We start from the raw sequence: 23,608 nt of genomic DNA on the forward strand, positions 1-23,608 counted from the left end.
GATCACGTTTCCAGCCGAGCTGATGCGCAGCGAGGTGCTTGCGATGTGGACTGACGTCTTCCGGCGCGTCGGGTACGCGCTCCTCGTCATCCTGCTCGTCACCATCGGCGTGCAGGCGCTCATGGCTCTTGCGCCGGGCTCGGTCGCCGAGGTGATCCTGGGTGAGGCGGCGACCCCCGAGGCGGTTGCAGCCATGAACTCGGAGCTCGGCTACGACCGGCCGTTCATCGTGCAATACCTCGACTGGCTGTTCTCCGCGCTGCAGGGGGACCTCGGCGTCTCTCCGATCACGCACATCCCGGTCATGGAGGCGATCATGCAGCGCCTCCCCGTGACGCTCGAGCTCGCGGTGCTGGCGCTGGGCATCGCACTCATCGTGGCCATTCCCCTCGCGGTGTTCTCGGCGGCGTTCCCGAACAGCCCCCTCGATCGCGGGATCAACGGCGTCACCTCCGCCTTCCTCTCGATTCCGGCGTTCGTCGCCGGACCGGTCCTCGTCTACCTCTTCGCGGTGACGATGAAGTCCCTCCCCGCACTCGGGTGGACGCCGATCAGTGAAGGCCTGGGGGAGAACCTGCGCAGCGCCATCCTCCCCGCGCTCGCGGTGGCGTTGACCGAGATCGCCGCGTTCCACCGCGTGCTGCGCGCCGACCTCATCGGCACGCTTCGCGAGGACTACGTCGCCGCGGCGCGATCGAAGGGCATGTCCCGGTCGTACGTCATGTTCCGCCACGCTTTCCGACCGTCGTCGTTCTCGCTGCTCACGATCTCGGGGCTCAGCCTCGCCCGGCTCATCGGCGGAACGATCATCGTCGAGTCGCTGTTCGTCCTGCCGGGCATCGGGCAGCTCATCTCGACCTCGATCATCCAGCGCGACGTCGTCACGGTGCAGGGCGTGGTCGCGTTCATCGCCATCGGATTCGTGGTCATCAACATGGTCGTGGACCTCGGCTACGGCGTCATCGATCCGCGCGTACGGCGTGCCCCTCGGGCGAGGAAGTCGCCGACCGCTGCCAAGGCCTCAGGAAAGGCGGTGCCGGCATGACCGTCGTCACGCGAAGCATCTCCGCGGTCTCCGCACCGCCGCCGGCACGATTCGGAACGCCGGTCGTCGCCCCGGCCAAACGCCGGTGGTCCGTCCTCGTCTGGTTCTCCTACTTCTGGATCGGACTCGTCGTGTTCCTCGCGATCTTCGCATCGGTGCTGCCGATCGCCTCGATCGACCAGGTCGTCGGGCCGCCCCGCCAGCCGCCGCAGCTCGGTTCGCTCGACACGCTGCTGGGAACCGACGGCACCGGCCGCTCCATGCTCTCCAGGCTGATCTACGGCGGCCAGGTGTCGCTCGTGGTCGGCAGCGTCTCCGCTCTCGGCGGGGTGCTCGTCGGCACCGCGCTCGGACTGTTCGCCGGGTACTTCCGCAGGGGCGTCGACTGGACCGTGACGCTTGTGGCCGACGTGCTCCTCTCCTTCCCCGCGCTCGTGCTCCTGCTGGCGATCACCTCGATCTTCTCGCCCAGCGTCCCGACACTGCTCGTCGGGCTCGCCCTCACGAGCACGCCGACCTTCATCCGGCTGGCTCGTGCGAACACCATGGCGTGGTCGAGTCGGGAATTCGTCCGCGCGGCCCGAAACATGGGCGCATCCGACGGCAGGATCGTGCTCCGCGAGATCCTGCCGAACGTCCTCCCGACCATCGCGGCCTACCTTCCACTGGTCGTCGCGGCGCTCATCGTCGCGGAGGGTTCGCTCAGCTTCCTCGGGCTCGGCGTTCCGCCGCCCACGCCGAGCTGGGGCGGCATGATCAACGCCGGCGCGACGGAGATGCGGACCTCGCCCCACCTCGTCTTCGTTCCCGCGACGGTGCTGTTCCTCACCGTCTTCGCCCTGAACCAGGCGGGGGAGCACCTCCGCCTGCGGTTCGACCGCACCCTGCACGACTGACCGAGACGTCTGAGCACGGTCGAGCGGCTTGCTCCGACCGCCCTTCGCCGTCCCGTTCAGCTGTCCGATCCGCAGCACCGACCCACCAAGAGAGAGACAGGATGACCATGATCACCATGAAGCGATCAACGTTGATCGCCGTCGTGACGGCGGCAGCTCTGCTGCTGACCGGCTGCGCCGGCGGAGGCGATGCGGCGACGAGCGATGGCGTCGCGGCGAGCGGGCCCGTATCCGGAGGCACGCTGCGTGTGCTCGAGGTCGTGCAGCCGACCGGCTTCGACCCCGTGCAGGTGTTCAGCTCGACGTCGATGCCGATCACGTACACCGCGCTCTATGGGCAGTTCGTCATCGCGAACGAGTCGACCGGCGAGTACGACTGCGGTCTCTGCGAATCGTTCACGACGAGCGACGGCGGCGCCACCTGGGACGTCGTCACCCGTGAGGGGATGACGTTCACCGACGGCACGCCCTTCGACGCGGCCGCCCTCAAGTACAACTGGGACCGGATGAAGGACCCCGCCCTCGGCTCGGCGAGCGCCGGTGTCGCAAGCCAGATCGAGAGCATCGAACTCGTCGACGAGCGCACGGCGAAGCTCCACATGGTCGTGCCGACGCCGGGCCTCCTCGGTCTCATGCCGATCTACTCGTTGCAGTGGATCGCCTCGCCCACCGCCCTCGAGCAGGGCCAGGAGGCGTTCAACAAGAACCCGATCGGTGCCGGGCCGTACGTCTTCGAGAGCTGGACGCAGGGCGGCACGCTCAAGCTGACGCGCAACGAGGACTACGCCGGCGACCCCGGCTACGTGGATGCGATCGAGGTCCAGGGCGTGACCGACAACACGCAGAGACTGAACGCGCTCATCTCCGGCCAGGCCGACATCATCCTGAACTCGGACGCGTCGACCTTCGTCGAGGCTGAGGCTGCGGGGTACACCAACGAGATCGACATCTTCAACGGCGGCATCGGCTTCATGTTCAACACGAAGAAGGCCCCGTTCGACGACGTCCGGGCTCGGCAGGCGGTCGCGTACGCGCTCGACCTCGAGCAGGTCTCCGATGCCGTGAACCGCGGCAACGGCAGCGTCCCGAAGACGTTGTTCACCAAGGAGTCCCCGTTCTACGAGGACATCCCGCTGCAGACCTACGACCGGGAGAAGGCACAGGAGCTCTTCGACGAGCTCGCTGCCGAAGGCAAGCCGGTCGAGTTCGCCTACACGGTGTTCCCGGGCACCGGCCCCGCCACGTTCGACGCGCTGCAGGCCCAGCTCGCGCAGTACGACAACGTCACCGTCACGGCGGACCAGCGGGATGCCTCCGAGCAGGGCGTCGTCACGACGACGGGCGACTACAACCTGGCGATGTCCTCGCTCGCGTTCGTGGACCCGGCCTCGCGCCTCTGGGGGGCGCTGCACGGCGACGCCAACCGCACGAACTACTCGGGCATCGACGACGCCGAGCTGAATGCGGCGCTCGACGCGGCGCTCGCCACGACCGACCCTGACGAGCAGAAGGCGCAGTACAAGATCGTGCAGGAGCGTCTGGCCGAGGTCGTTCCGTACGTGCTGTACCAGCAGTACCTGAACGGCGCGACCGTCACCGACCAGGTGCATGGCGTCGAGATGTACGGCTACACGCAGCCGGCGGCCGCCGGCATCTGGCTCCAGCAGTAAGCCGAGTCCGGGGCGCGGGCCGACCGCCCGCGCCCCGGTACCCATCGTTCAAGGAAGGAGCAGCGATGAGTGAAGACATGCTCTTGGAGGTCACCGACCTCCACGCGTACATCGGATCACCCAAAGGTGTGGTGAGGGCCGTCGACGGCGTCTCGCTCCGGTTGCGCCGCGGCGAAGCGCTCGGCATCGTCGGTGAATCCGGCTCGGGCAAGTCGGTCATGGCCCGCGCGATCATGGGCCTGATGCCCGCACGATCCGACCGTACCGGGGAGATCCTCTTCAAGGGGCGCGACCTGCTCGGGTTGTCGCGCAGGCAGCTCGAGGAGATCTGGGGGCCGCAGATCGCGATGGTGTTCCAGGATCCCGGCCGTTCCTTGAATCCGGTCGTCCGCGTCGAGCGGCAACTGACCGAGGGCATGCGCCGCCATCTCGGGGTCTCGCGCAGCGAGGCGGCGACGCGGGCACTCGACCTGCTGAAGGAGGTCGGCGTCCCCGACCCGGAGCGACGGCTCCGCGCCTACCCGCACGAGTTGTCCGGCGGCATGCGACAGCGCGTGATGATCGCGGTCGCGCTGTCCTGCGAACCCGACCTGCTCATCGCCGATGAACCGACGACGGCACTCGACGTGACCATTCAACGACAGGTGCTCGACCTGCTCCGCCGCGTGCAGATCGAACGGCGGATGTCGCTCATGCTGATCTCGCACGACCTCCACGTCGTCGCCGGCAGCACCGACCGCACCGCCGTGATGTACGCCGGCCGGCTCGCGGAGATCGGGGAGAGCCGCGAGGTCTTCGAGGACCCGCGGCACCGCTACACGAGCGCACTCCTGGCGGCGACGCCGTCGATCGACCATGCCCGGCACGCGCCGCTCGATGTCATCACCGGATCGTTGCCGTCGCCCACCGACCCGCCGACGGGGTGCCGCTTCGCACCCCGATGCGCAGCGGCATCCGAGGCATGCGAGTCGTCCCAACCGGCGATGCTCGAGGTCGCGAACGACCACGCCGTGGCCTGTTTCCACCCAACCGAGATGAGAGAAGGTGAGCTCGTTGGCCGGTAGCGGCAACGCGCACCTGCGCGGCGATGGGGCGATCCTGTCCGTCGAGGACCTCGACGTCGAATACCACACGGCACACGGCGCGTTCAAGGCCGTGGCGGGGGTCAGCTTCGATCTCCTGCCCGGCGAGACGCTCGGCATCGTCGGCGAGTCGGGCTGCGGGAAGTCGACCACCGGTCGCGCCGTGCTCCGCCTCGATCCCATCGCGGGCGGCACGGTCAGATATCGCGACGAGCGCATCGAGTCCGCGTCGCCTGCGCGCATGCGGGAGTTGCGTCGCGACATGCAGATGATCTTCCAGGACCCGGTGAGTTCGTTGAACCCGCGCCGGGCCGTCAAGGATCTGGTGATGGAGGGCGCCGCGATCGGCGGGGTCCCGAAGGCGCAACGCGACCTCGACGCGCCCGAGATGCTCTCGCAGGTCGGCCTCCCGAGCGAGCGATTCGCCGAGATGCTGCCCCGCCAGCTCTCGGGAGGCCAGGCCCAGCGCGTCGCGATCGGGCGGGCACTCGCCGTCAGGCCCGGACTGCTGATCTGTGACGAGCCGGTCTCGGCATTGGACGTCTCGGTGCAGGCCCAGGTGCTGAACCTGCTCGAGGAGCTCAAGCAGAAGTACGACCTCACGATCGTCTTCATCGCCCACGATCTGGGCGTCGTGCGGAGCTTCAGCGACAAGGTACTCGTGATGTACCTCGGCAAGACGTGCGAATTCGGCGACTCCGTCGAGGTGTACGCCCGTCCCGCCCATCCCTACACGCGCGGACTCCTCGACTCGGTGCCGTCTCCCGAGAGCGAGGACGGCTTCACCGGTCCGGCGCTGAAGGGCGACATCCCTTCGCCGCTCAATCCGCCGTCAGGGTGTCGATTCCGCGCTCGCTGCCCGATCGCGCAGGATCGATGCGCCGTCGAGGAACCCCAGATGCGCGAGGTGCGTCCGGGACAGTTCGCGGCCTGCCACTTCCCGCTCGACTGAACCGGCGTCGGGCGGGAGTGAAGGCCTGACCCGTGCAGATCGAAGAAGAAGGCGGCGTTCCGCACGAGCGGAACGCCGCCTTCGGCGTCTGCGGTCGGGATCAGTCGATCGAGGTCGTCGACACCGAGGCGCCGCCGTCGACGGCGATGATCGAGCCGGTCATGAAGGAGGCGGCTTCGGACAGCAGGAACACCACCGGTTCGGCGATCTCCTCGGGCTCCGCGAGGCGCTTGATGACCTGCCCGGCGGTGACCGGACCGATGTACTCCTCGGGGAGGTCCTTCGTGAGTCCGGTGCGCACCACCCCCGGGCACACCGCATTCACGCGGATGCCGTACCGTCCGTACTCGAGGGCGGCGGACTTGGTGTACCCGACGACGCCGTGCTTCGCCGCGGTGTACGGCGCGGTGAGCGGGGAGGGGAACAGCCCGGCGAGCGAGGCGGTGTTCACGATGGAGCCGCCGCCGTGCTCCTTCATGTACCGCAGTTCGTGCTTGAGGCAGAAGTACGGGCCTTCGAGGTAGAGCCTGATCGCCCAGGCGTTCAGGTCGTTGTCGTACTCCGCGAGTTCGTGCGTCGGGATGCTGCCCGCCGCGTTGTTGTGCGCGAAGTCGAGTGATCCGTAGCGCTCGACGACCGATTCGACCATCCGGGCGACGGATGCCTCGTCGGTGATGTCCGTGTTCGTGGAGGTTGCGCCGGACACGCCGGTGGGGCCGCCGTCCGTGCAGGACAGCGGCCCCTGGTGCGCGGCGCTTCGACTGCGGCTCAGTAGAGGAGCAGCGGGTTGATGAGGACGCCGGTCGAGCGGTGGATCGCCGTGGGAGCGGCGACCACCAGGCCGGTCGACGTGCCGGCCTCGCGGAGCGTCGCGACGGCCGGACCGAGCAGGCAGTTGTCGACGATGCCGAGGCCGATCGCGGAGATCAGGTTGTGCACCTCGAGCGATCCGCGCGCGTTGTGACGCGCGTCGTGGAAGTCCCACAGCAGCAGCCCGGGCTCCTTCGCGGCGATCCAGGCCGAGCCGTCCTCGCCGATGCCCGGACGGGCGACGGCTGCGGCCCCGCTCGGGTACACGTTGCCGGCGGCCTCGTAGCGGTCGCGCCCCTGGTAGACGACGAGGGCGTCGCCCGGCAGGAGGTCCACGCCGGTCGCCGCGAGGGCCGCGTCGAGCTCGGCCGCCGTGACCGGCTCCTGGGCGGTGACCCAGTCGACCCCGCGGACGGCGGTGATGTCGAGCACCACGGCGCGCGTGGCGATGCCGTGCTGCGCCCAGTTGACCATCGTGTCCTCGTCGGTCTGCGAGTTCCCGGCCGGGATCGGGCCGTGCCACGCGGCATCCGCACCGATGTGGGCCAGCCCGTCGAGGTGCGTGTTGTGCACGCCGTGCGCGTCGTACGAGATGACATCGCCGCCGTGTGCGTGACGTCCGTGCAGGCCGACCGTCACCTTCAGGTCGACGCTGCCGTGACCCTGGGGGAGGTCGGCGTTGCCGAGGGCGCGCCACTGCGCCGCTTCGGCCTCGGCGATCTCGCGGCCGTCGGCGAGCCGGTCGGGCCGGGTCTCGACTTCGCGCTCGAGCGAGATCGCCCGTCCGAGCCGTACCTCGGCGATGCCGCGCAGGCGAGCGGCCTCGTCGATGAGTGCGACCGAACCGCGGCACTGGATGCCGGGCACGTGGTGCGCGGCCTCGTGGTCGTTCGCGATGCGTCGAAGCCAGGGGTAGTACGGGTCGGGGCCGGCCAGTGCGGGCGCGGTCTGCTCGATCGTCATCGGGTGTTCCATTCTCGAGTTGCGGATGCCGCCACGTGCAGCGATGCGGAGGTCGCGGACCTACGGGTCACGGTGCTTCCCCGCTCAGGGCCAGCGAGCGGCTCGGGCAGATGTGCACGGCCTCCTTCGCCGCCGCGAGCTCGTCGGGGGACGCGGGCGCCGGGCGCAGGACCATCACGAGGCCGTCGTCGTCCTGGTCGAACGTGTCGGGGTCGGTGAAGACGCACTGCCCGGACCCGATGCAGGTCGACCGGTTCGCCGTGATCTGCATGGTCACCAGGCCACCGGGAGCTTGTAGACGCCGTAGTTCGGACCGTGCTCCTTGAACGGGATCTCGTCGAACGGCACCGCGAGGCGGAGGGTCGGAAGTCGGCGGACGACCGCTTCGAGCACGATCTCGAGTTCGAGGCGGGCGAGGTTCTGGCCGAGGCACTGGTGGGGGCCGAAGCCGAAGGCGACGTGGTTGCGCGCACCGCGGGTGAAGTCGATCGTGTTCGGTTCGGGGAAGACCTCGGGATCGCGATTGGCGACGTTCGCGAAGGCGTAGACCGCCTCGCCGGCGCGGATGAGCGTTCCGTCGATCTCGATGTCGGCCGTTGCGAGGCGCTGGTGCCCGACCTCGGCGATGGTGAAGTAGCGGAGCAGTTCCTCGACGGCGCCCGGCATGAGCGAGGGGTCGTCGCGGAGCTGCTTGAGGAGCTCGGGCCGGTCGAGCAGGGTCGCGACGCAGAGCGAGATCATGTTCGCGGTGGTCTCGTGCCCGGCGATGAGCAGGAGGAATCCGAGCCCGGTCAGTTCCACCGGGTCTGCGCCCGCCGCGAGCTGACGGCTCAGGATGTCGTCACCGGGAGAGGTGACGCGCGAGGCGACGAGCTCGCCGACGTACGCCTTGAGCGCCCCCATCGCGGCGACGCGACCCTCCATGGGCGTGTCGATGTCCACGAAGGTCGCGCTGTTCTCCTGGAAGAATCCGTGGTCCTCGTAGGGGACTCCGAGGAGGTCCGCGATCACCATGGACGGGACCGGAAGCGAGAGCGCCTCGACGAGGTCGGCTTCGTGGCCGCTCGCGAGCATGGCGTCGATGGTCTCCTCGACGATCTCCTCGATGCGCGGGCGCAACGCGGCGATCTTCTTGACCGTGAACTCGCCCATGACGCGAAGTCGGTGCTGCGTGTGCTCCGGCGGGTCCATCGCGATGAGCTGCTTGAGGTCCGAGCCCGTCACGTAGCCGGAGTTCATCGGGTGCCCGGGGAGCGTGCGATCGGAGCTGAACCGGGCGTCGCCGAGCACCGCCCGGACGTCGGCGTGCTTGGTGATGGCCCAGATGGTGCCGGTGTTGGCCCAGGGTACCTGGGAGATCGAGTCCTCCTGCTGCAGCCGGAGGTGCTCGGCGGGTGGGTTGTACGGGTCGACGCGTTGCATCGAGAAGGTCGCTGTCGTCATCGAGCTCTCCTGTCGTGAACAGCCTTGGTCACTGTGATTCGTGTATTCGGGGCTTCCCGGTGTTAGATTTGAGAACCAACGCTTAGAAGTGTCGTCAGTGTACCCGTCCCGAGTGGGTGAGTCCAGACGGCATCCGCTCGGACGACGAAGTCGAGAAGGAGAAACGAAATGGCCTTTGTGGTGACCCAAGCCTGTGTGGACGTCAAGGACCGCAGTTGCATCCAGGTCTGCCCGGCCGATTGCCTCTTCGAGGGCGGGCGGATGATGTACATCAACCAGGACCTCTGCATCAACTGCGGCGCCTGCGAGGCGGTGTGCCCGACGCAGGCGATCCGGTACGACGATGAACTCGACGGTGACGACGAGCAGTTCATCGCCGTCAACGAGCAGTTCTTCGAGGGGCTCGACATCTCGAAGGGCGGCCGCAAGCTCGGGCTCATCGAGCACGATGCGGACTTCGTGCTCGGGCTGCCGAAGGGCTGACCGGAACGACGCGAAGGGCCCGGCGAGCGACGCTCGTCCGGGCCCTTCGTCATGGGCGGGCAAGATCGGAGGCGCACCAAAGTTGAGCGGAAACGCTCAAAACCGTTCTTTGGTGAACGCAATTGACACGCGAAGCGTCGTGGCTCACACTGGTCCTGTTGTAAGGATCAGTCGTTCGTTACAACCGAACGATATCAGAGCAACGGAACCAGCATCAAGCGGTGGCGACGCAGCCACCGCGGACTCGACCCAGAACGCGGGACGAGCGCGGGCGGGCGATCGACCCGCAGCGCGCACGTTCCAACGCCTCGTCGGCGCAGCCGACCCTCAATGTGGAGAACGGCAATGACCTCACCTCAGACCGAGTCCGCGCCACTCGTGCGCCGACCGCTCGGATTCCTGATCGCCGTCCTGATGCTCGTCGCCATCGATGCCAGCGAGGAAGACGCGGTCCTCCTCACTCAAACGCAGTGAGCGACCACTCCATCCTTGGTGCCGAGGTCGTCCGACCCGGCGTCACCCGCCAAGAACCATCAGCAAAGGAGCTACTCATGACTGACCACTTCGGATACGCCGGCAAGACGGTCGTCGTCACCGGCGCGGCATCCGGGATGGGCCGGGCGCTCTCCGAGATCCTCGTCGATCTCGGTGCGAACGTGTACGCCCTCGACCGCGTCGAGCCTCAGGTGCCCGGCCTCACGAGGTCCATCATCGCGAACCTCGGCGAGCAGGCGTCCATCGACGCCGCGTTCGCGGAGATCCCCGATCGGATCGACGCCTTCTTCGGCATCGCCGGCATCTCGGGCGTGCACAACTCGTTCCTCGAGACCCTGACCGTGAACTTCATCGCGAACAAGTACGTGACCGACACCTACCTCGTCGACCGCGTCGTCGCGAACGGCTCGATCACGTTCGTCACCTCGAACGGCGGCCTCCGTTGGGAGAACCCGTCGGTGCGGGAGGAGCTCGTGCCCTTCGTCCGCGGCGGCGATTGGGACGACCTCGTGCGCGTCACGCAGGAGTTCGAAGCCGAGTTCGGCACGGTGCCCGGGTCGCTCGGCTACATCCTCTCCAAGCGGGCCCTGAACCTCTGGGTGGCGGAACAGGTCTCCCCGCTCGCGGACCTCCGCAAGATCCGCATCAACGCCGTGCTCCCGGCCATGACCGTCTCGGGCATGCTCTCCGAGTTCGCCGAGATGAAGGGCGGCCAGGACAAGGTCGAGGCCGAGGTCGGCCCCGCCGGCCGCCTGGCGGAATCCGTCGACATGGCCAAGGCGCTCGCCTTCCTCGGCAGCGACCTCGCGAGCTACGTCTCGGGCGTGCACCTCTCGGTCGACTACGGCATGAACGCCCTCGAGCTCGCCGGCCTGCAGCCCGATCGGCTCAGCTGGACCCTTCGCGGCGTGCTGACCCGGCAGGCCGCCTGACCGACATCCGACCGGTACCGACATCCGATGATCGGATGCCCGTGCCCCGGGGCCGAGCGGCCCCCCATCGACGCTCGCGGCGGCCGCCCCGAGCCGGCAACACAATGAAGTGAGGAGAGAGACGTGACCGACGTTCTCACAGTCCGCGACACCCCCATCAGCCTGCAGCACCCCGATCGCCTGTACATCGACGGACGGTGGGTCGCCCCGGCGGGCTCATCGACGCTCGACGTCATCGACGCGACGACGGAGGAGACGTTCTTCCGAGTGGCCGAGACTACGCCGCAGGACATGGATGCGGCGATCGCCGCCGCTCGCCGTGCATTCGACCACTCGCCCTGGCCGTTCCTCGAGCCGCGCGAACGTGCCGAGTACCTCCGCAAGCTCGCCGCCGGCCTGCGGGCTCGCACCGAGGAGGCGGCGACCTTCTGGACCCGCCAGACGGGCCCGGTCTGGCGCATGTCGCTCGGATCGATCTCCCGGGTGCCGAACCTGTTCGAGTACTACGCCGACCTGGCCGACACCTACCCTTGGGAGACGCTGGACACCCCGGAGTTCGCCGCGTTCGGCGCCGTCGTCAACGAGCCCGTCGGCGTCGTCGGCGCGATCGTGCCGTGGAACACGCCGCTGTCGCTCGCCGCGTACAAGATCGCGCCCGCCCTGCTCGTCGGCTGCACGGTCGTCCTCAAGGCTCCGCCGGAGGCGCCGGGCGAGCTGCTCATCCTCGCCGAGATCGCCGACGAGATCGGGCTGCCGCCGGGCGTGCTCAACGTCGTCAACGGCCACCGCGACGTCTCCGAGCAACTCGTTCGGGACCCCCGCGTGGACAAGATCGCATTCACCGGCTCGAGCGCGGTCGGCCGTCAGATCGCCGGGCTCGCCGGCAGCCGCCTCGCCCGGTACACCCTCGAGCTCGGCGGCAAGTCCGCCGCGGTCCTCCTCGACGACTACGACCTCGCGACCGCCGCGGCGTCGATCTCGCAGCAGGAGTGCTCGCTGAACGGCCAGGTGTGCATGTCGCTGACGCGCGTGATCGTGTCCAAGCACCGCCACGACGAGTTCGTCGACGCGCTCGCCTCGACGTTCGGGTCGGTGCGGGTCGGCGACCCGTTCGACCCCGAGACGCAACTCGGCCCGCTCGCGCTGGCCAAGCAGCAGCAGAGCGTGCTCGGCTACATCCAGCAGGGCATCGCCGACGGAGCCCGCCTCGTGACCGGCGGCAAGCGTCCGGCGCACCTCGATCGCGGCTACTTCGTCGAACCCACGGTGTTCGGCAACGTCGACAACCGGTCGACGATCGCCCAGGAGGAGCTCTTCGGGCCGGTCATCTCGGTGATCCCGGCCGAGAACGAGGAGCACGCGATCGAGCTCGCCAATGACACGCAGTACGGCCTGAACAACGCCGTCTTCACCGGCGATGTCGACCGCGCGTACCAGGTCGCCCGCCGCCTGCGCTCTGGGACCGTCGGCCACAACGGCTTCAAGACCGACACCCGCATGGGCTTCGGCGGCTTCAAGCAGTCGGGTGTCGGCCGCGAGGGCGGCATCCAGGGCGTCGCTCCCTACCTGGAGTCGAAGACGGTGCTGCTCGACGGTACGCCGACCCGCTTCCAGTGAATCGCCGGTTCGCCCCGGTGCGCACGCGCATCGGGGCGAACCTGTTCCATCCGTGAGTCGCTTGACAGCCACGCGGCGACACGCGAAGCTATTCGTACCGTTCTACGGTACACATGTTCGTTATAACAGAACACACGCATACCGTTCTCCCATAGGACACGCAGCGGCACCGCAGCCGCGTCGGGGCGCTGAATCGAAGAGGTTTCAGCCCGACCCCCGCACCGCGGTCGCGCAGAGAGAGGAACCACAGATGACCACCGTCGAGATCTCCGCCACGGAAACCGACTTCTTCACCGATCCCGAGGTCGCCGAGAAGGCGGAGCCCTACTTCGACCACATGCTCGCGAACCACCCCGTGTTCCGCGAGCCGAAGTACGGCGTGGTCATCGTCACCGGGTACGAGGAAGCCCTGCAGGTCTACCACCAGCCCGACGTCTACTCGTCGATCAACCGCACCGGCGGCCCGGTCGTCGATCTGCCCTTCGAGGTGGTCGGCGACGACATCTCCGAGCTCCTCGAGCAGCACCGGGACTTCTTCCCGCAGAACGACCAGATCGTCACGTTCGACCCGCCGATGCACACCGACCACCGGTCGATCCTGATGGGCCTCATCACGCCGAAGCGCCTCAAGGAGAACGAGCAGTTCCTGAAGGACACGGCCGACCGGTACCTCGACGAGTTCCTGCCGAGCGGCAAGGGCGAGTTCATCTGGGACTACTGCAAGGGCTACACGATCCTCGCGGTCGCCGACCTGCTCGGCGTCCCCGTCGAGGATCACCAGATGCTGCTCGACCTGCTCGCATCCGAACCCGGCCCCGTACTCGGCAACCTGGAGCTCCAGGCCAACCACCACAACAGCCTCGTGCGGCTCTACGACTACTTCGTCGCCAGGATCGAGGAGCGCCGCGCCGAGCCGAAGGGCGACGTCCTCACGGGAATGGCTCTCGCGACGTTCCCCGACGGCTCGCTGCCCGAGCCGATCGAGGTCGCCCGCATCGCCTCGAACATGTTCGCGGCCGGCCAGGAGACCACGGTCCAGCTCATGGGCATCACGATGCAGCGCATCGCCGAGGATGCCGAGCTGCAGCAGCGGCTCCGCGACGACTTCTCGCTCATCCCCAAGTTCATCGAGGAGACGCTCCGCGTCGAGGCACCGATCAAGGGCTCGTTCCGCCTCACCAAGCGGCCGACCGAGCTCGGCGGACTCGAGCTCGCTCCCGGCACCGTCGTGATGCTCCTGCACGGGGCATCCGGTCGCGACGCCCGCGTCTTCGAGAACCCGACCGAGTTCATCGCCACCCGCTCGAATGCACGCCAGCACCTCGCGTTCGGCCGCGGCATCCACACCTGCCCGGGAGCCCCGCTCGCACGGGCCGAGGCGGTGTTCACGATCCAGCGCATCCTCGAGCGCACGACGAGCATCACGATCGACGCGTGGCACCACGGCCAGGCGGATGCTCGTGAGTGGAACCTCATCCGCAGCTACAAGTTCCGCGGGCACACCCACCTCTACCTCCAGTTCACCGAGGCGGTGGCGTGATGTCCGAGAGCCTCACGGTCGATCGGGACCGCTGCATGGGGTCAGGCCAGTGCACGTTCTACGCGCCGGCGACCTTCGACCTCGACGACCTGAGCATCGCGTACGTCGTCGACGACCATGGGGACGCCGAGGCGGACATCAAGATGGCCATCGAGGTCTGCCCGACACGTGCCATCGCGAGGGCGCTGGAATCGAATGAGGCCTCCGCATGAGCGCCGTCGAGGTGTCCACCGAAGCGCCGGTCTCGCTCCCGGTTGCCGACCTCGAATCCGACGGCCTCCTCGGCAGCTTCGCGGAGGGTCCGCGACTGGTCGGGACGCAATGCGACTCGTGCGGTCGGACGATGCTCGGTGCCCGCGTGGTCTGCAGCCGATGCGTCGGAACCGACGTGACTCGCGTGGCACTCCCGACCCGCGGGGTGCTGTACTCCTTTACCCGCCTTCATGTCGGCACGGGCGGCGTCCGCGTTCTCGGATACGTCGATCTCGCCGGTGACGTACGCACGCTCGCAGATCTTCGCGAGGACGACGGCCCCATCCAGCCCGGGGCAGTCGTCGAACTCCGGATCGATGGCGACGACTGGTACTTCGCCGCCACCGACGACGCCACTGCAGAGGAAGCCCGATGACCGAGAACGTCCACGTGATCTCCGCGGCCATGGTGCCGTTCGGCAAGCACCGCGCGTCCTCGTATGTGGGGCTCGCCGTGCCGCCGCTGATCGACGCGCTCCGCCGCGCCGGCGTCGAGAAGTCCGACGTCGACGCCGTCTACGTCGGCCACTCGTACGGCGGCATGATGACGGGACAGCGCATCTGCAAGGAGATCGGCCTCGGCACCGTGCCGACGGTCAACGTCGACAACGCCTGCTCGAGCGGTGCCACCGCGGTCCACGAGGCATGGTCGGCCATCGCGCAAGGGCTCATCGACGTCGCCGTCGTGATCGGCGTCGAGAAGCTCACACAGTTCGGCGGCGGCACGCTGCCGCTGTCTCCTGAGGACCGCGAGGTCAAGCAGGGGATCGTGATGCCGGCCGTCTACGCGATGCGTGCAACGCGCTACCTCTACGAGACCGACGCGACGCCCGAGGACCTCGCCCTGATCAGCGTCAAGGCGCGCCGACACGGTGCGCTCAACCCGTATGCGCAGTACCGCCAGGAAGTCACCGTGGAGCAGGTGCTCGCCGCCCGTCCGGTCGCCGACCCGCTCACCTTGCTCATGTGCTGCCCCACCGGTGACGGCGCCGCCGTCGTCGTCCTCGCCTCGGAGCGCGCACGCGCACGGCTCGGCATCTCGTCGAGCATGCGCGTCGCAGCCTCAGTGCTGCACTCAGGAGAGGTCGCCGAGGGGTACCGCGACATGACGAGCCCCGCGATCAGCGCGCACTCCGCCCATGACGCGTACGAAGCGGCCGGCATCGGGCCCGAGGACCTCGACATGATCGAACTCCACGACGCGTTCTCGATCGCCGAGCTCGTCTACTACGAGGCCTTCGGACTCGCTGAACGAGGCCGCGGCATCGACCTCATCCGAGACGGACGAACCACTTTCGGCGGCGATGTCGTCGTCAACCCGAGCGGCGGCCTCCTTTCCAAGGGTCACCCCGTCGGTGCGAGCGGGGTGGCGCAGATCGCGGAGGCGTATTGGCAGCTCACCGGCGCCGCGGGCGCCCGCCAGATCGACGGCGCACGCTGGGCGATGACGCACGTCACCGGAGGCGGAACGGCCGGCCTCGACCACGGTGCGTGCACGGTCCACCTCTTCGAGGCGGCATGAACGCCGTGCACCGACCGCCGCTCGAAGGAGTGAGGGTCGTCGACCTGACGACCTTCCTCTCCGGCCCGTCGGCGACACAGCTGCTCGGCGACCTCGGTGCCGACGTCATCAAGGTCGAAGCGCTGGCGGGGGACTCCAGCCGCGCCATCGCCGGTCCTGAAATCGCTGGAGACAGCGCGTACTACCTGGCCAACAACCGGAACAAGCGCAGCATCGCCGTCGACCTCAAGTCCCCTCGCGGGCTGGAGGTCGCGCGACGGCTCATCGCGGGGGCAGACGTGGTCGTCGAGAACTTCCGGCCCGGCGTCACCGCCCGGCTCGGCCTCGACCCCGAGCGCGTGCTGGCGGAGCATCCGTCACTCGTCTGGGCCTCGATCAGCGGCTTCGGCCAGGAGGGGCCATGGCGAGACCGACCCGCCTACGACATGGTCGTGCAGGCGCTCAGCGGAGTGATGAGCCTCAACGGGCACCCCGGTGCTCCGGCGGCTCGCCTCGGCATTCCGGCGGGAGACGTCGTCGCCGGCCTGTATGCCGTGATCGGCATCCTCTCCGCGCTGCAGGCACGCGCCGAGACCGGGCAGGGACGGATCGTGGATGTCTCGATGCTGCGCGGGCAGCTCGCCATGCTGTCGTACCAGGCGCTGTACACGCACGTGAACGACGCGGCGCCCGGCCCTCAGGGTGCGGCGCACGATTCGATCGCCACGTACCGCTCGTTCCGCGGCCAGGACGGCCGCGAGTTCGTGGTGACGGCGAACACACCGCGCATGTGGGAGGACTTCTGCGGGGTGCTCGGGCTCGAATCGCTCGTCGTGGACGATCGCTTCGTCGACGCGGCGGCGCGGCTGCGGAACAAGCGCGAGCTCTGGGATTTGCTCGAAGCGCGCATCGCCGAGCGACCGGCCGCGGAATGGGTGGACCTGCTCGGCGAGGCGTCGGTGCCCGTCGCGCCCGTGAAGAACGTGCTCGAAGCGCTCGTTGATGCCCGCGCTGCCGACGACGGTTCGCTCCTGACTGTGCGCAACGACGCGGTCTCGTTCGAGAACGTCGCGACCCCGATCCGGTTCGTCCGCACCGCGGAGGTCGAGGCGGCGTATCCTCCTGCGCTCGGCGGCGACACGATCGCCATTCTCAGGGGCGAGCTCGGGTACCCCGACGACGATGTCGCCATGCTCGTGGCGGACGGCGTCGTCGGCGCCGGAGTTGTACCGGTGGGCGTGCGCTGAACGACGGCGCGTCCGCGATGCCGTCGAGCCCGGGCCGTTCCCAGCGGCGGCGTCGCCGCGACCACGCCCGCGCCGCTGCGGGAACTCGTGTCAACGAACCTCCGGAGAGAACACCGCCTGTGGACGGCCCTACCGAGGGGACCGTTGCAGCGGGGTCCGATCGCCCACCGACCAACGATGGCCGAAAGGATCGGTGAAACCTCCCTGACGGTGGGCACCCCATGGCGTGTCGTAGTCGGTGGCCTCCTCGACCTCGGTCGCGCCGGCCTGCGCAGCTCGCTCGATGAGGTCATCGGGAGCGGCGACGAAGACCTCGATGCGAGTTGTGGTGAACCCTGCATCTCCTGGACTCCGCTCCTGCCCCTTGCCCGGCACGGCTTCGTGGAGAAAGAATGGCGCGCCACCGAGCTCGAGCCCGGCAACGCCGCCCAAGTCCCAGAGTTGGGCGGCGCCGAGCGCGGTCGTGTACCACCTCACCGCCGCATCGGCGTCGGACACGATCAACATCACGGAGATGGTCGGTTGCACATCCGAGTCGTCCATGGCGTTGAGGGTAACAGGAATAACAGGCCGCTGATCAGGTACTTCTGATCAAGTCACTCAGGCGACGCTGAGCGGCAGCTTGACGCCTGCGAGGCCGCGCGATCGCACGGCGAGGCTGGCGGCGAGTGCGGCGAACGCGAGTGCTGCCGGGTCCTCGGGCTGCTCGGCGACGACCGGGAGGCCGGCGTCGCCGCCCGTGCGCAGGGCGGTACTGAACGGGATGCTCGCGACGGCGCGCACCTCCTCATCGGGCGACGACAGGCGCTCGGCGACCGCTCGGCCGCCCCCTGAGCCGAATGGCTCGAACGTCGAGCCGTCGGCGAGCATCGCCGGCGACATCGTCTCGACGACGCCGATGATGCGCTGGCCGAGCTGGCGGGCGAGTTGCCCGCTGCGGACCGCGACGCTCGAGGCCGCGGGCTGCGGCGTCGTGACGACGAGCACCTCGGCATGGGGGAGCAGGTGCCCGACCGAGATCGCCGCATCGCCGGTGCCGGGTGGCATGTCGATGAGGAGTACGTCGAGATCGCCGAAGAAGACGTCGGCGAGGAACTGCTCGAGGGTGCGGTGGAGCATGGGGCCGCGCCACGGCACCGCCGAGTCCTCGGAGCCGGGGCGGAGGAACATGCCGATCGAGATGGTCTTCACGCCGTAGGCGACTGGAGGCAGGGCAAGCTCGTCCACGTGGGTGGGACGAAGCACCCGGCCGTCCGCGTCGTGCAGGCCCAGGAGGCCCGGGATGGAGAACCCGTGCACGTCGGCGTCGATGAGGCCGACCCGGAGTCCGCGGTTCGCCAGGGCGACCGCGAGATTCGCGGTCACCGTCGACTTTCCCACCCCGCCCTTTCCGCTCGTGACCGCGATCACCCGGGTGAGCGAGTCCGGCGTGAAGGGCGTCGTCGCCGCCGGTCGGCCGTCGCGCAGTCGGGCGGTGAGGGCCGCCCGCTGCTCGTCGTTCATGACGCCCACGTCGACCTGTACCTCGCGGATGTCGGCGACGGCTGCTGCTGCGGCCGCGACATCCCGCTCGATGCGCTGGGCCATGGGGCATCCGGCGATCGTCAGCAGGATGCCCACGGTGGCGACGCCGTCGTCGACGGTCACCGAATCGATCATGCCGAGCTCGCCGAGCGGACGGCGAAGCTCGGGATCGACCACCGCTCCGACCGCCTCGCGGACGGCTGACACGATGGCCTCGATGGCGTTCTCAGCCATGGCCTGGAGCGCCCACCAGCGATCGATGGGCAGCGGCCACCCGGAGCATCTCGTCGCGGTCATGCAGCTTGACGCGCTCCCGGCCGACGCTCGCGCCGGTCGCGCCCTCGGCCTCCTCGATCGCACGCCAGCCATGCCAGTCGACGACGTCGACCCCGCGGGAGCTCAGCAGCTCATCGACCTCGGCAGCGGTCGACGCGGTCGAGGTGTGCTCGCGCGCCGCGACATCCTCGAGGACCGAGGTCACGGTCTCGAGCGCGCACTTGCGGTTGGTGCCGACGACGCCGTTCGGGCCGCGCTTGATCCAGCCGGCCACGTATACGCCGGGCACGACGACCTCGCCGTCGACGACGCGGGAGTCCAGGTGCGGCACCGTGCCGGTGCGCTCGTCGAAGGGCAGGCCGTCGAGCGGCTTGCCGAGGTATCCGACGGACCGCAGGGCGAGCTGGGTCTCGAGTACCTCGGTCGTCGAGGGGTCGCTCGTCTTCGCCAGGCGGATGCCGCTGAGGGTGCCGTCATCGCCGACGAATCCGATCGGCGTGCGATCGAACAGGAACCGGATGGACTTGGGCCGGCCGAGGATACCGCGGTCAGCAGCCTTCCGGAAGGTCGTCAGCAGTCGCCTGGCTGCCGGGTCGGCATCGACATGCGCCTGCTGCGCGGCATCCAGTTCGAGGTCGGCGGGGTCGATGACGATGTCGGTGCTCTCGACCTCGAGCAGTTCGATGAACTCCTTGTTCGTGAACTTCGCGAAGCCGGGGCCGCGGCGGCCGATGACGACGACCTCCTCGAAGGTGCTCGCGGCGAAGGCGTCGACGATGTGCTCGGGGATGTCGGTGCGCCGCAGGTCGTCGATCTCCCGCACGAGCATGCGTGCGGCGTCGAGGGCGACGTTGCCGACGCCGACGACGACGGCGCGCCGGCCGTCGAGCACGAATGCCTCGGCGGACTGGTCGGGATGGCCTTGGTACCAGGAGACGAACTCGCGGACCGCGTGCACGCGGGCGAGTTCTTCACCAGGCACGTCGAGGCGACGGTCGAGCGGGGCACCGTGCGCGAAGACGACCGCGTCGTAGTGGCTGCGGAGCTCGTCGATCGAGACATCCGCGCCGACGTGGACGTTGCCGAGGAATCGCAGGCCGGGGGTGTCCTCGAACACCTCTGCGAACGAGGTCGTGATCGACTTGACGCGCGGGTGATCGGGGGCGACGCCGTAGCGGACGAGGCCGAACGGCGTCGGCAGGCGGTCGAAGACGTCGACCTCGACGGGGGACTCGGACTCCTCGGTGAGCAGTTGCGCGGTATACGCGCCCGAAGGTCCAGAGCCGATGACGGCGACACGGGTGGTCGACATGTTCAGGCCTTTCCGCGCGGCGCGAGGGCCGCGATCTCGTCGACGTCGAAGAAGATCTTCCCGGCCTTGCGGCCGCTCTTGGGAGTCTCGACCTCGGCGAAGAACCGCTCATTGAGTTCGAGATACGGCTCCTGGTCGGCCGGCAGTTCGGCGTCGTAGAAGACGGCGTCGACGGGGCACGCGGTGACGCAGGCGCCGCAGTCGATGCAGAGGTCGGGATTGATGTAGCTCATCCGCCCGCCCTCGAAGATGCAGTCGGCGGGGCATTCCTGCATGCAGCTCTTGTCCTGCACGTCGACGCAGGCTTCGGTGACCACGTAGACCATCGCGTGTCCTTCCTTCAGGTTTGCGGCGCGCGCCGTCAGGCGGCGCGCAGGCCGAGTTCTTCGACGATGGCCTCGGCCGAGCGTCGGGCGAGGAGGTGGCGTCGCACCTGGTTGAGCGCGCGCACCCAGTTCACGGTCACGGCACCGCAGGCGATGCCGTCGGCGTCCGCGTGGATGACGGCGACGCGGCCGTCGGCGGCGAGGTCGCCGACCAGGATCGAGGTTCCGGCCGGGTCGCGTCGACCGACGGAGTGCACCTTCCAGGCGTACTGGTCCGACCAGACGTAGTCGGCCGAATCGAAGGCGGCACTCGCGCCCTGCGTGATCGCCGCCGCGACGTACCGCGCTTGGTCACTCGCGTTCGTCCAGTGCTCGGCGCGGATGTCGATGCCATGACCGGGGTGCGGCCAGCGGGCGACGTCGCCGATCGCGTAGACATCCTCCGCGCCGATCGCTCGCAGGTAGGGGTCGGTGAGCACGCCATTGGCGAGCGTGAGGCCGGAGCCTTCCAGCCAAGCGGTGTTGGCGACGGAGCCGATGCCGACGATCGCGGTCGATGCGGCCAGCTCGGAACCGTCGTCGAGCACGACGGTGAGGTCGCCGGCCTCGCCGCGGATGTCGGTCACGCCCACGCCGAAGCGGGTCACGGCCCCGTTGGCGTGGTGGAGGTCGACGAGGGCGCCCGCGATCTCGGCGCCCACGAGGCGGGTCATGGGTTCGGGCACGGGGTCCACGACCGTCACGGGGCAGCCGAAGCCGATCGCGGCCGCGGCGATCTCGGTGCCGATGAAGCCGCCGCCGACGACGACGACGTGCTCCCGGCGGGCGAGGCGTTCGGCGATGGCCCGCGAATCGGCCAGCGTCCGCAGCTGGAGCACCCCGGAGGGCGGAGTCCAGGGGGAGGGACGGGCGCCGGCTCCGGTCGCGATGACGAGCCGGTCGTAGCCGACGGAGGTGCCGTCGGCAAGGATGACGGTGCGCGTCGACGTGTCGAGGCCGGTCGCGGCGACGCCGAGGCGGAGGTCGATGTCGAGTTCGACGATCTCGGCCTCGGTGATGAGTCGCACGCCAGCGACGGACTCGTCGGACCAGTCGGAGCGCAGCAGCTCCTTCGAGAGCGGCGGGCGGTCGTAGGGCAGCTCGTCCTCGGCGCCGATCAGGGTGATTCGGCCGGCGTGGCCATGGGTGCGCAGGCCCTGTGCGGTCCGCGTGCCGGCCAGCGACGCTCCGATGATGACGACATGGCTGTCGACGCCGCGTTCGCTCATGGTGGTGGTCCTCAACTTCACTGTCGGGGTAACGATTGATGCGTACAACCGAACAGAAGATCGGTATTACGCAACAGCGAGTATCCCCGCAGGGGTCACGGATGTCAACCGGACAGGAGTGTTCGGCGTCGGCGTCGGCGGGGCCGGCGGAGGTGCGTCAGCGCTCGAGGCGCTGTCCGCTGATGTTCGCGGTGATCTGCGCGGCGGCAGCGCGCACCTTGATGGCGAACTCCACGGCTGTCGATTCGTCGAATCGTGACTCGGGGATCGAGACGCCCGCCGCGCCGGCCACGTCGCCGGGGACCAGGCCGAAGACGGGTGCGGCGATGGCGACGGCACCGGTGATGCGCTCGCCCCGGGTGATGGCGTAGCCGTCGCGCCGAATCTGCGCGAGGCGCTCCAGGAGCGCGTCGGGAGTGGTGACGGTGTCGGGCGTGAGCTGGGCGAGCGGCCCATTCGCGACCTCGCGCTGCACCGAGTCGGGCAGGAAGGCGAGGATCGCGAGCCCGCTCGCACCGCCGTGCAGTGGCATCCACTGTTGCAGCGGGAGCGTGTACCGGAGTGGATGCGTGGACTCGACCGTCGACGTGAACATCATCTGGCGACGCTGATCGTCGTAGAGCGACGAGAACGCGGACTCGCCGGTCTGCGCCACGAGGTCTTGCAGCACCCCGAGGGCGAGCTCCTGCGACGGGTAGCGGCCCGTCGTGAGCCACGCCAGGCGCAGGAACTCGAGCCCGAGACGGTACGACGTGCCGTTGCCGGCACGGCGCACGAGTCCGAGCTTCTCGAGGTCCGTGATCAGGCGGTGCGCGGTGCTCGGGCTGACGCTCAGCCGGGTGGCGAGCTCGCGGACGCCGTGGGCGTCCTTCGGGCTCTCGATCATGTGGGTGAGCAATTCGATGCCGCGGGCCAGTGGCTGGCGTCGACGACCTGCCTCGCCCGCGTCGCTCTCGGCCGCATCCGTCGCCATGCTCATCGCCCGCCCATTTCGTCTCGAGGTCCGCCAACAGCGGCTTGACATCCGACCGTTGCGCAAGCATTCTATTTGCAGTCACTCAACAGAACAGATGTTCCGTTCAATGACACTAGCGTCACGGGGCGCGCAAGACCCTCAGCGATGAGACGTGTCCGATTGCCCCGGCCTTCAATGGAGAGGAAGTACGACATGTCGATCGCCGAAGTATCGGTCGAAGCAGCAGATCACGCAGCCCGCGAGCGGAGGGTCGCCGTCGTCACCGGTGCCGCGGGGGGAATCGGGCTCTCGATCGCCGAACGGCTCGCCGCGGACGGCTTCGCGGTGGCGGTCATCGGTCGCACTCCCGGCACCGCCGCGGCCGCGGCGGACGCCATCAACGCCAACGGCGGGGTGGCCAGGGGCTACGACGCCGACGTCGCCGACCGCGAGCAGGTCGATGCCGCGCTCGCTGCGATCCGCGCCGACCTCGGCGCAGTCTCCGTCGTGGTCGCCAACGCGGCCGTCGCGCCGCAGCAGGCGTTCCTCGAGATGACCCTCGACCAGTGGAACACCGTGCTCGGCATCAACCTCACCGGCACGTTCAACACGGTGCAGGCGAGCCTGCCCGACCTCATCGACGCCGGGTGGGGTCGCGTCATCCTCATCTCCTCGTCGAGTGCCCAGCGCGGTGCGCCCCGAATGGCCCACTACGCCGCCTCGAAGGGCGGCCAGATGGCGATGACCAAGGCGCTCGCCGTCGAGTTCGGCAAGGCCGGCATCACCGTCAACACCGTCGCGCCCTCATCGGTCGACACCCCGAGTGTCGCGAAGAAGCGCGCGGCCGGCACCATCCCGTCGGCCGACGACATGGCCAAGTTCATCCCGGTCGGCCGAGTCGGCGTCGGGGAGGACATCGCGGCAGCGGTCTCCTACCTCGTCTCCGACCAGGCGGGCTACGTGACCGGCCAGACGCTCAGCGTCAACGGCGGATCCTTCATCGGCTGATCGGAGCGAATG

25 protein-coding genes are annotated in these 23,608 nt (G+C 68.8%); 15 read left to right on the forward strand and 10 right to left on the reverse strand.

Features of this window, described 5'->3' with window-relative positions:
* Nucleotides 1-43: 43 nt before the first annotated feature.
* The 5 genes from ABIC29_RS00440 (at nucleotide 44) to ABIC29_RS00460 (ending at nucleotide 5,645) form a co-directional block, all read left to right on the forward strand.
* Complete coding sequence (locus ABIC29_RS00440) at nucleotides 44-1,045, forward strand: ABC transporter permease (RefSeq protein ID WP_354241723.1); 1,002 nt, start codon at nucleotides 44-46, stop codon at nucleotides 1,043-1,045.
* Complete coding sequence (locus tag ABIC29_RS00445) at nucleotides 1,042-1,941, forward strand: ABC transporter permease (protein ID WP_354241726.1); 900 nt, start codon at nucleotides 1,042-1,044, stop codon at nucleotides 1,939-1,941. The genes ABIC29_RS00440 and ABIC29_RS00445 overlap by 4 nt, the downstream gene beginning before the upstream one ends.
* A 116-nt stretch (nucleotides 1,942-2,057) precedes the next feature.
* Entirely contained in the window at nucleotides 2,058-3,611 is a 1,554-nt protein-coding gene (locus ABIC29_RS00450) for an ABC transporter substrate-binding protein (protein ID WP_354241729.1), read from the forward strand.
* 65 nt (nucleotides 3,612-3,676) lie between these two features.
* Nucleotides 3,677-4,675: an ABC transporter ATP-binding protein gene (locus ABIC29_RS00455; protein ID WP_354241732.1), complete on the forward strand. Its 999-nt coding sequence runs from the start codon at nucleotides 3,677-3,679 to the stop codon at nucleotides 4,673-4,675.
* Nucleotides 4,665-5,645, forward strand: coding sequence for an ABC transporter ATP-binding protein (locus ABIC29_RS00460; protein WP_354241735.1), 981 nt, complete (start codon nucleotides 4,665-4,667; stop codon nucleotides 5,643-5,645). Before ABIC29_RS00455 ends, ABIC29_RS00460 begins: the two co-directional genes overlap by 11 nt.
* Before the next feature lie 100 nt (nucleotides 5,646-5,745).
* Here the strand turns inward: ABIC29_RS00460 and ABIC29_RS00465 are convergent, their stop codons facing one another.
* The 4 genes from ABIC29_RS00465 to ABIC29_RS00480 all read right to left on the reverse strand — a co-directional run bounded on the left by ABIC29_RS00465 (nucleotide 5,746) and on the right by ABIC29_RS00480 (nucleotide 8,861).
* On the reverse strand, nucleotides 5,746-6,351 hold the full coding sequence (locus tag ABIC29_RS00465) for an SDR family NAD(P)-dependent oxidoreductase (RefSeq protein WP_354241738.1): 606 nt from the start codon (nucleotides 6,349-6,351) through the stop codon (nucleotides 5,746-5,748).
* Between the two features lie 62 nt (nucleotides 6,352-6,413).
* The gene (locus tag ABIC29_RS00470; protein WP_354241741.1) at nucleotides 6,414-7,418 is read right to left on the reverse strand and encodes a cyclase family protein; all 1,005 of its coding nucleotides are present in this window, start codon (nucleotides 7,416-7,418) and stop codon (nucleotides 6,414-6,416) included.
* Between the two features lie 67 nt (nucleotides 7,419-7,485).
* Nucleotides 7,486-7,689, reverse strand: a complete 204-nt coding sequence (locus tag ABIC29_RS00475; protein WP_354244550.1) for a ferredoxin — start codon at nucleotides 7,687-7,689, stop codon at nucleotides 7,486-7,488.
* A gap of 2 nt (nucleotides 7,690-7,691) precedes the next feature.
* A complete protein-coding gene (locus ABIC29_RS00480) occupies nucleotides 7,692-8,861 on the reverse strand; it encodes a cytochrome P450 (protein WP_354241744.1) in 1,170 nt (389 codons plus the stop codon).
* A gap of 168 nt (nucleotides 8,862-9,029) precedes the next feature.
* Between ABIC29_RS00480 and fdxA (ABIC29_RS00485) the strand changes: the two genes are divergently transcribed.
* From fdxA (ABIC29_RS00485) to ABIC29_RS00525, 9 genes are all read left to right on the forward strand, one after another.
* Nucleotides 9,030-9,344, forward strand: a complete 315-nt coding sequence (gene fdxA, locus ABIC29_RS00485; RefSeq protein WP_354241747.1) for a ferredoxin — start codon at nucleotides 9,030-9,032, stop codon at nucleotides 9,342-9,344.
* 345 nt (nucleotides 9,345-9,689) lie between these two features.
* Nucleotides 9,690-9,818 carry a hypothetical protein gene (locus tag ABIC29_RS00490; protein WP_354241750.1) on the forward strand — a complete coding sequence of 43 codons (129 nt, stop codon included), beginning with the start codon at nucleotides 9,690-9,692 and terminating at the stop codon, nucleotides 9,816-9,818.
* A 77-nt stretch (nucleotides 9,819-9,895) separates the two neighbouring features.
* Entirely contained in the window at nucleotides 9,896-10,771 is an 876-nt protein-coding gene (locus ABIC29_RS00495) for an SDR family oxidoreductase (protein ID WP_354241753.1), read from the forward strand.
* Nucleotides 10,772-10,894: 123 nt separating this feature from the next.
* Entirely contained in the window at nucleotides 10,895-12,388 is a 1,494-nt protein-coding gene (locus ABIC29_RS00500) for an aldehyde dehydrogenase (protein WP_354241756.1), read from the forward strand.
* Nucleotides 12,389-12,638: 250 nt separating this feature from the next.
* On the forward strand, nucleotides 12,639-13,928 hold the full coding sequence (locus ABIC29_RS00505; protein WP_354241759.1) for a cytochrome P450: 1,290 nt from the start codon (nucleotides 12,639-12,641) through the stop codon (nucleotides 13,926-13,928).
* Nucleotides 13,928-14,140, forward strand: a complete 213-nt coding sequence (locus ABIC29_RS00510) for a ferredoxin (RefSeq protein ID WP_354241761.1) — start codon at nucleotides 13,928-13,930, stop codon at nucleotides 14,138-14,140. Before ABIC29_RS00505 ends, ABIC29_RS00510 begins: the two co-directional genes overlap by 1 nt.
* Entirely contained in the window at nucleotides 14,137-14,556 is a 420-nt protein-coding gene (locus ABIC29_RS00515; RefSeq protein ID WP_354241764.1) for a Zn-ribbon domain-containing OB-fold protein, read from the forward strand. Before ABIC29_RS00510 ends, ABIC29_RS00515 begins: the two co-directional genes overlap by 4 nt.
* Nucleotides 14,553-15,701 (forward strand): thiolase family protein, encoded by a 1,149-nt coding sequence (locus ABIC29_RS00520; protein WP_354241767.1) that lies wholly within the window; start codon nucleotides 14,553-14,555, stop codon nucleotides 15,699-15,701. Before ABIC29_RS00515 ends, ABIC29_RS00520 begins: the two co-directional genes overlap by 4 nt.
* Nucleotides 15,698-16,927, forward strand: coding sequence for a CaiB/BaiF CoA transferase family protein (locus ABIC29_RS00525; protein ID WP_354241770.1), 1,230 nt, complete (start codon nucleotides 15,698-15,700; stop codon nucleotides 16,925-16,927). The genes ABIC29_RS00520 and ABIC29_RS00525 overlap by 4 nt, the downstream gene beginning before the upstream one ends.
* Nucleotides 16,928-17,056: 129 nt before the next feature.
* On the opposite strand, the gene ABIC29_RS00530 is transcribed toward ABIC29_RS00525, so the two are convergent.
* The 6 genes from ABIC29_RS00530 to ABIC29_RS00555 form a co-directional block, all read right to left on the reverse strand.
* Complete coding sequence (locus ABIC29_RS00530) at nucleotides 17,057-17,470, reverse strand: VOC family protein (RefSeq protein ID WP_354241773.1); 414 nt, start codon at nucleotides 17,468-17,470, stop codon at nucleotides 17,057-17,059.
* Between the two features lie 57 nt (nucleotides 17,471-17,527).
* Nucleotides 17,528-18,685, reverse strand: a complete 1,158-nt coding sequence (locus ABIC29_RS00535) for an Mrp/NBP35 family ATP-binding protein (protein WP_354241775.1) — start codon at nucleotides 18,683-18,685, stop codon at nucleotides 17,528-17,530.
* Complete coding sequence (locus ABIC29_RS00540) at nucleotides 18,678-20,039, reverse strand: FAD-dependent oxidoreductase (protein ID WP_354241777.1); 1,362 nt, start codon at nucleotides 20,037-20,039, stop codon at nucleotides 18,678-18,680. The genes ABIC29_RS00535 and ABIC29_RS00540 overlap by 8 nt, the downstream gene beginning before the upstream one ends.
* 2 nt (nucleotides 20,040-20,041) lie before the next feature.
* Nucleotides 20,042-20,365, reverse strand: coding sequence for a ferredoxin (gene fdxA / locus ABIC29_RS00545; protein WP_354241780.1), 324 nt, complete (start codon nucleotides 20,363-20,365; stop codon nucleotides 20,042-20,044).
* Nucleotides 20,366-20,400: 35 nt separating this feature from the next.
* Nucleotides 20,401-21,633: an NAD(P)/FAD-dependent oxidoreductase gene (locus ABIC29_RS00550; RefSeq protein WP_354241783.1), complete on the reverse strand. Its 1,233-nt coding sequence runs from the start codon at nucleotides 21,631-21,633 to the stop codon at nucleotides 20,401-20,403.
* 157 nt (nucleotides 21,634-21,790) lie between these two features.
* Nucleotides 21,791-22,612, reverse strand: a complete 822-nt coding sequence (locus ABIC29_RS00555; protein ID WP_354241786.1) for an IclR family transcriptional regulator — start codon at nucleotides 22,610-22,612, stop codon at nucleotides 21,791-21,793.
* 189 nt (nucleotides 22,613-22,801) lie between these two features.
* Here ABIC29_RS00555 and ABIC29_RS00560 point away from each other — a divergent pair, with 189 nt between their 5' ends.
* The gene (locus ABIC29_RS00560) at nucleotides 22,802-23,596 is read left to right on the forward strand and encodes an SDR family oxidoreductase (RefSeq protein WP_354241788.1); all 795 of its coding nucleotides are present in this window, start codon (nucleotides 22,802-22,804) and stop codon (nucleotides 23,594-23,596) included.
* Nucleotides 23,597-23,608 lie beyond the last annotated feature (12 nt).

The organism is Agromyces sp. PvR057 (assembly GCF_040547485.1).
Lineage (GTDB): Bacteria > Actinomycetota > Actinomycetes > Actinomycetales > Microbacteriaceae > Agromyces.

What these genes read in the sequence shown, in the direction of transcription:
- ABIC29_RS00440 (WP_354241723.1), top strand. Translation starts at nt 44, where the DNA reads ATGTGGACTGACGTCTTCCGGCGCGTCGGGTACGCGCTCCTCGTCATC.
- ABIC29_RS00445 (WP_354241726.1), top strand. Translation starts at nt 1,042, where the DNA reads ATGACCGTCGTCACGCGAAGCATCTCCGCGGTCTCCGCACCGCCGCCG.
- ABIC29_RS00450 (WP_354241729.1), top strand. Translation starts at nt 2,058, where the DNA reads ATGAAGCGATCAACGTTGATCGCCGTCGTGACGGCGGCAGCTCTGCTG.
- ABIC29_RS00455 (WP_354241732.1), top strand. Translation starts at nt 3,677, where the DNA reads ATGAGTGAAGACATGCTCTTGGAGGTCACCGACCTCCACGCGTACATC.
- ABIC29_RS00470 (WP_354241741.1), bottom strand. Translation starts at nt 7,418, where the DNA reads ATGACGATCGAGCAGACCGCGCCCGCACTGGCCGGCCCCGACCCGTAC.
- ABIC29_RS00475 (WP_354244550.1), bottom strand. Translation starts at nt 7,689, where the DNA reads ATGCAGATCACGGCGAACCGGTCGACCTGCATCGGGTCCGGGCAGTGC.
- ABIC29_RS00480 (WP_354241744.1), bottom strand. Translation starts at nt 8,861, where the DNA reads ATGACGACAGCGACCTTCTCGATGCAACGCGTCGACCCGTACAACCCA.
- fdxA (WP_354241747.1), top strand. Translation starts at nt 9,030, where the DNA reads ATGGCCTTTGTGGTGACCCAAGCCTGTGTGGACGTCAAGGACCGCAGT.
- ABIC29_RS00490 (WP_354241750.1), top strand. Translation starts at nt 9,690, where the DNA reads ATGACCTCACCTCAGACCGAGTCCGCGCCACTCGTGCGCCGACCGCTC.
- ABIC29_RS00495 (WP_354241753.1), top strand. Translation starts at nt 9,896, where the DNA reads ATGACTGACCACTTCGGATACGCCGGCAAGACGGTCGTCGTCACCGGC.
- ABIC29_RS00505 (WP_354241759.1), top strand. Translation starts at nt 12,639, where the DNA reads ATGACCACCGTCGAGATCTCCGCCACGGAAACCGACTTCTTCACCGAT.
- ABIC29_RS00510 (WP_354241761.1), top strand. Translation starts at nt 13,928, where the DNA reads ATGTCCGAGAGCCTCACGGTCGATCGGGACCGCTGCATGGGGTCAGGC.
- ABIC29_RS00515 (WP_354241764.1), top strand. Translation starts at nt 14,137, where the DNA reads ATGAGCGCCGTCGAGGTGTCCACCGAAGCGCCGGTCTCGCTCCCGGTT.
- ABIC29_RS00520 (WP_354241767.1), top strand. Translation starts at nt 14,553, where the DNA reads ATGACCGAGAACGTCCACGTGATCTCCGCGGCCATGGTGCCGTTCGGC.
- ABIC29_RS00525 (WP_354241770.1), top strand. Translation starts at nt 15,698, where the DNA reads ATGAACGCCGTGCACCGACCGCCGCTCGAAGGAGTGAGGGTCGTCGAC.
- ABIC29_RS00530 (WP_354241773.1), bottom strand. Translation starts at nt 17,470, where the DNA reads ATGGACGACTCGGATGTGCAACCGACCATCTCCGTGATGTTGATCGTG.
- ABIC29_RS00535 (WP_354241775.1), bottom strand. Translation starts at nt 18,685, where the DNA reads ATGGCTGAGAACGCCATCGAGGCCATCGTGTCAGCCGTCCGCGAGGCG.
- ABIC29_RS00540 (WP_354241777.1), bottom strand. Translation starts at nt 20,039, where the DNA reads ATGTCGACCACCCGTGTCGCCGTCATCGGCTCTGGACCTTCGGGCGCG.
- fdxA (WP_354241780.1), bottom strand. Translation starts at nt 20,365, where the DNA reads ATGGTCTACGTGGTCACCGAAGCCTGCGTCGACGTGCAGGACAAGAGC.
- ABIC29_RS00550 (WP_354241783.1), bottom strand. Translation starts at nt 21,633, where the DNA reads ATGAGCGAACGCGGCGTCGACAGCCATGTCGTCATCATCGGAGCGTCG.
- ABIC29_RS00555 (WP_354241786.1), bottom strand. Translation starts at nt 22,612, where the DNA reads ATGAGCATGGCGACGGATGCGGCCGAGAGCGACGCGGGCGAGGCAGGT.
- ABIC29_RS00560 (WP_354241788.1), top strand. Translation starts at nt 22,802, where the DNA reads ATGTCGATCGCCGAAGTATCGGTCGAAGCAGCAGATCACGCAGCCCGC.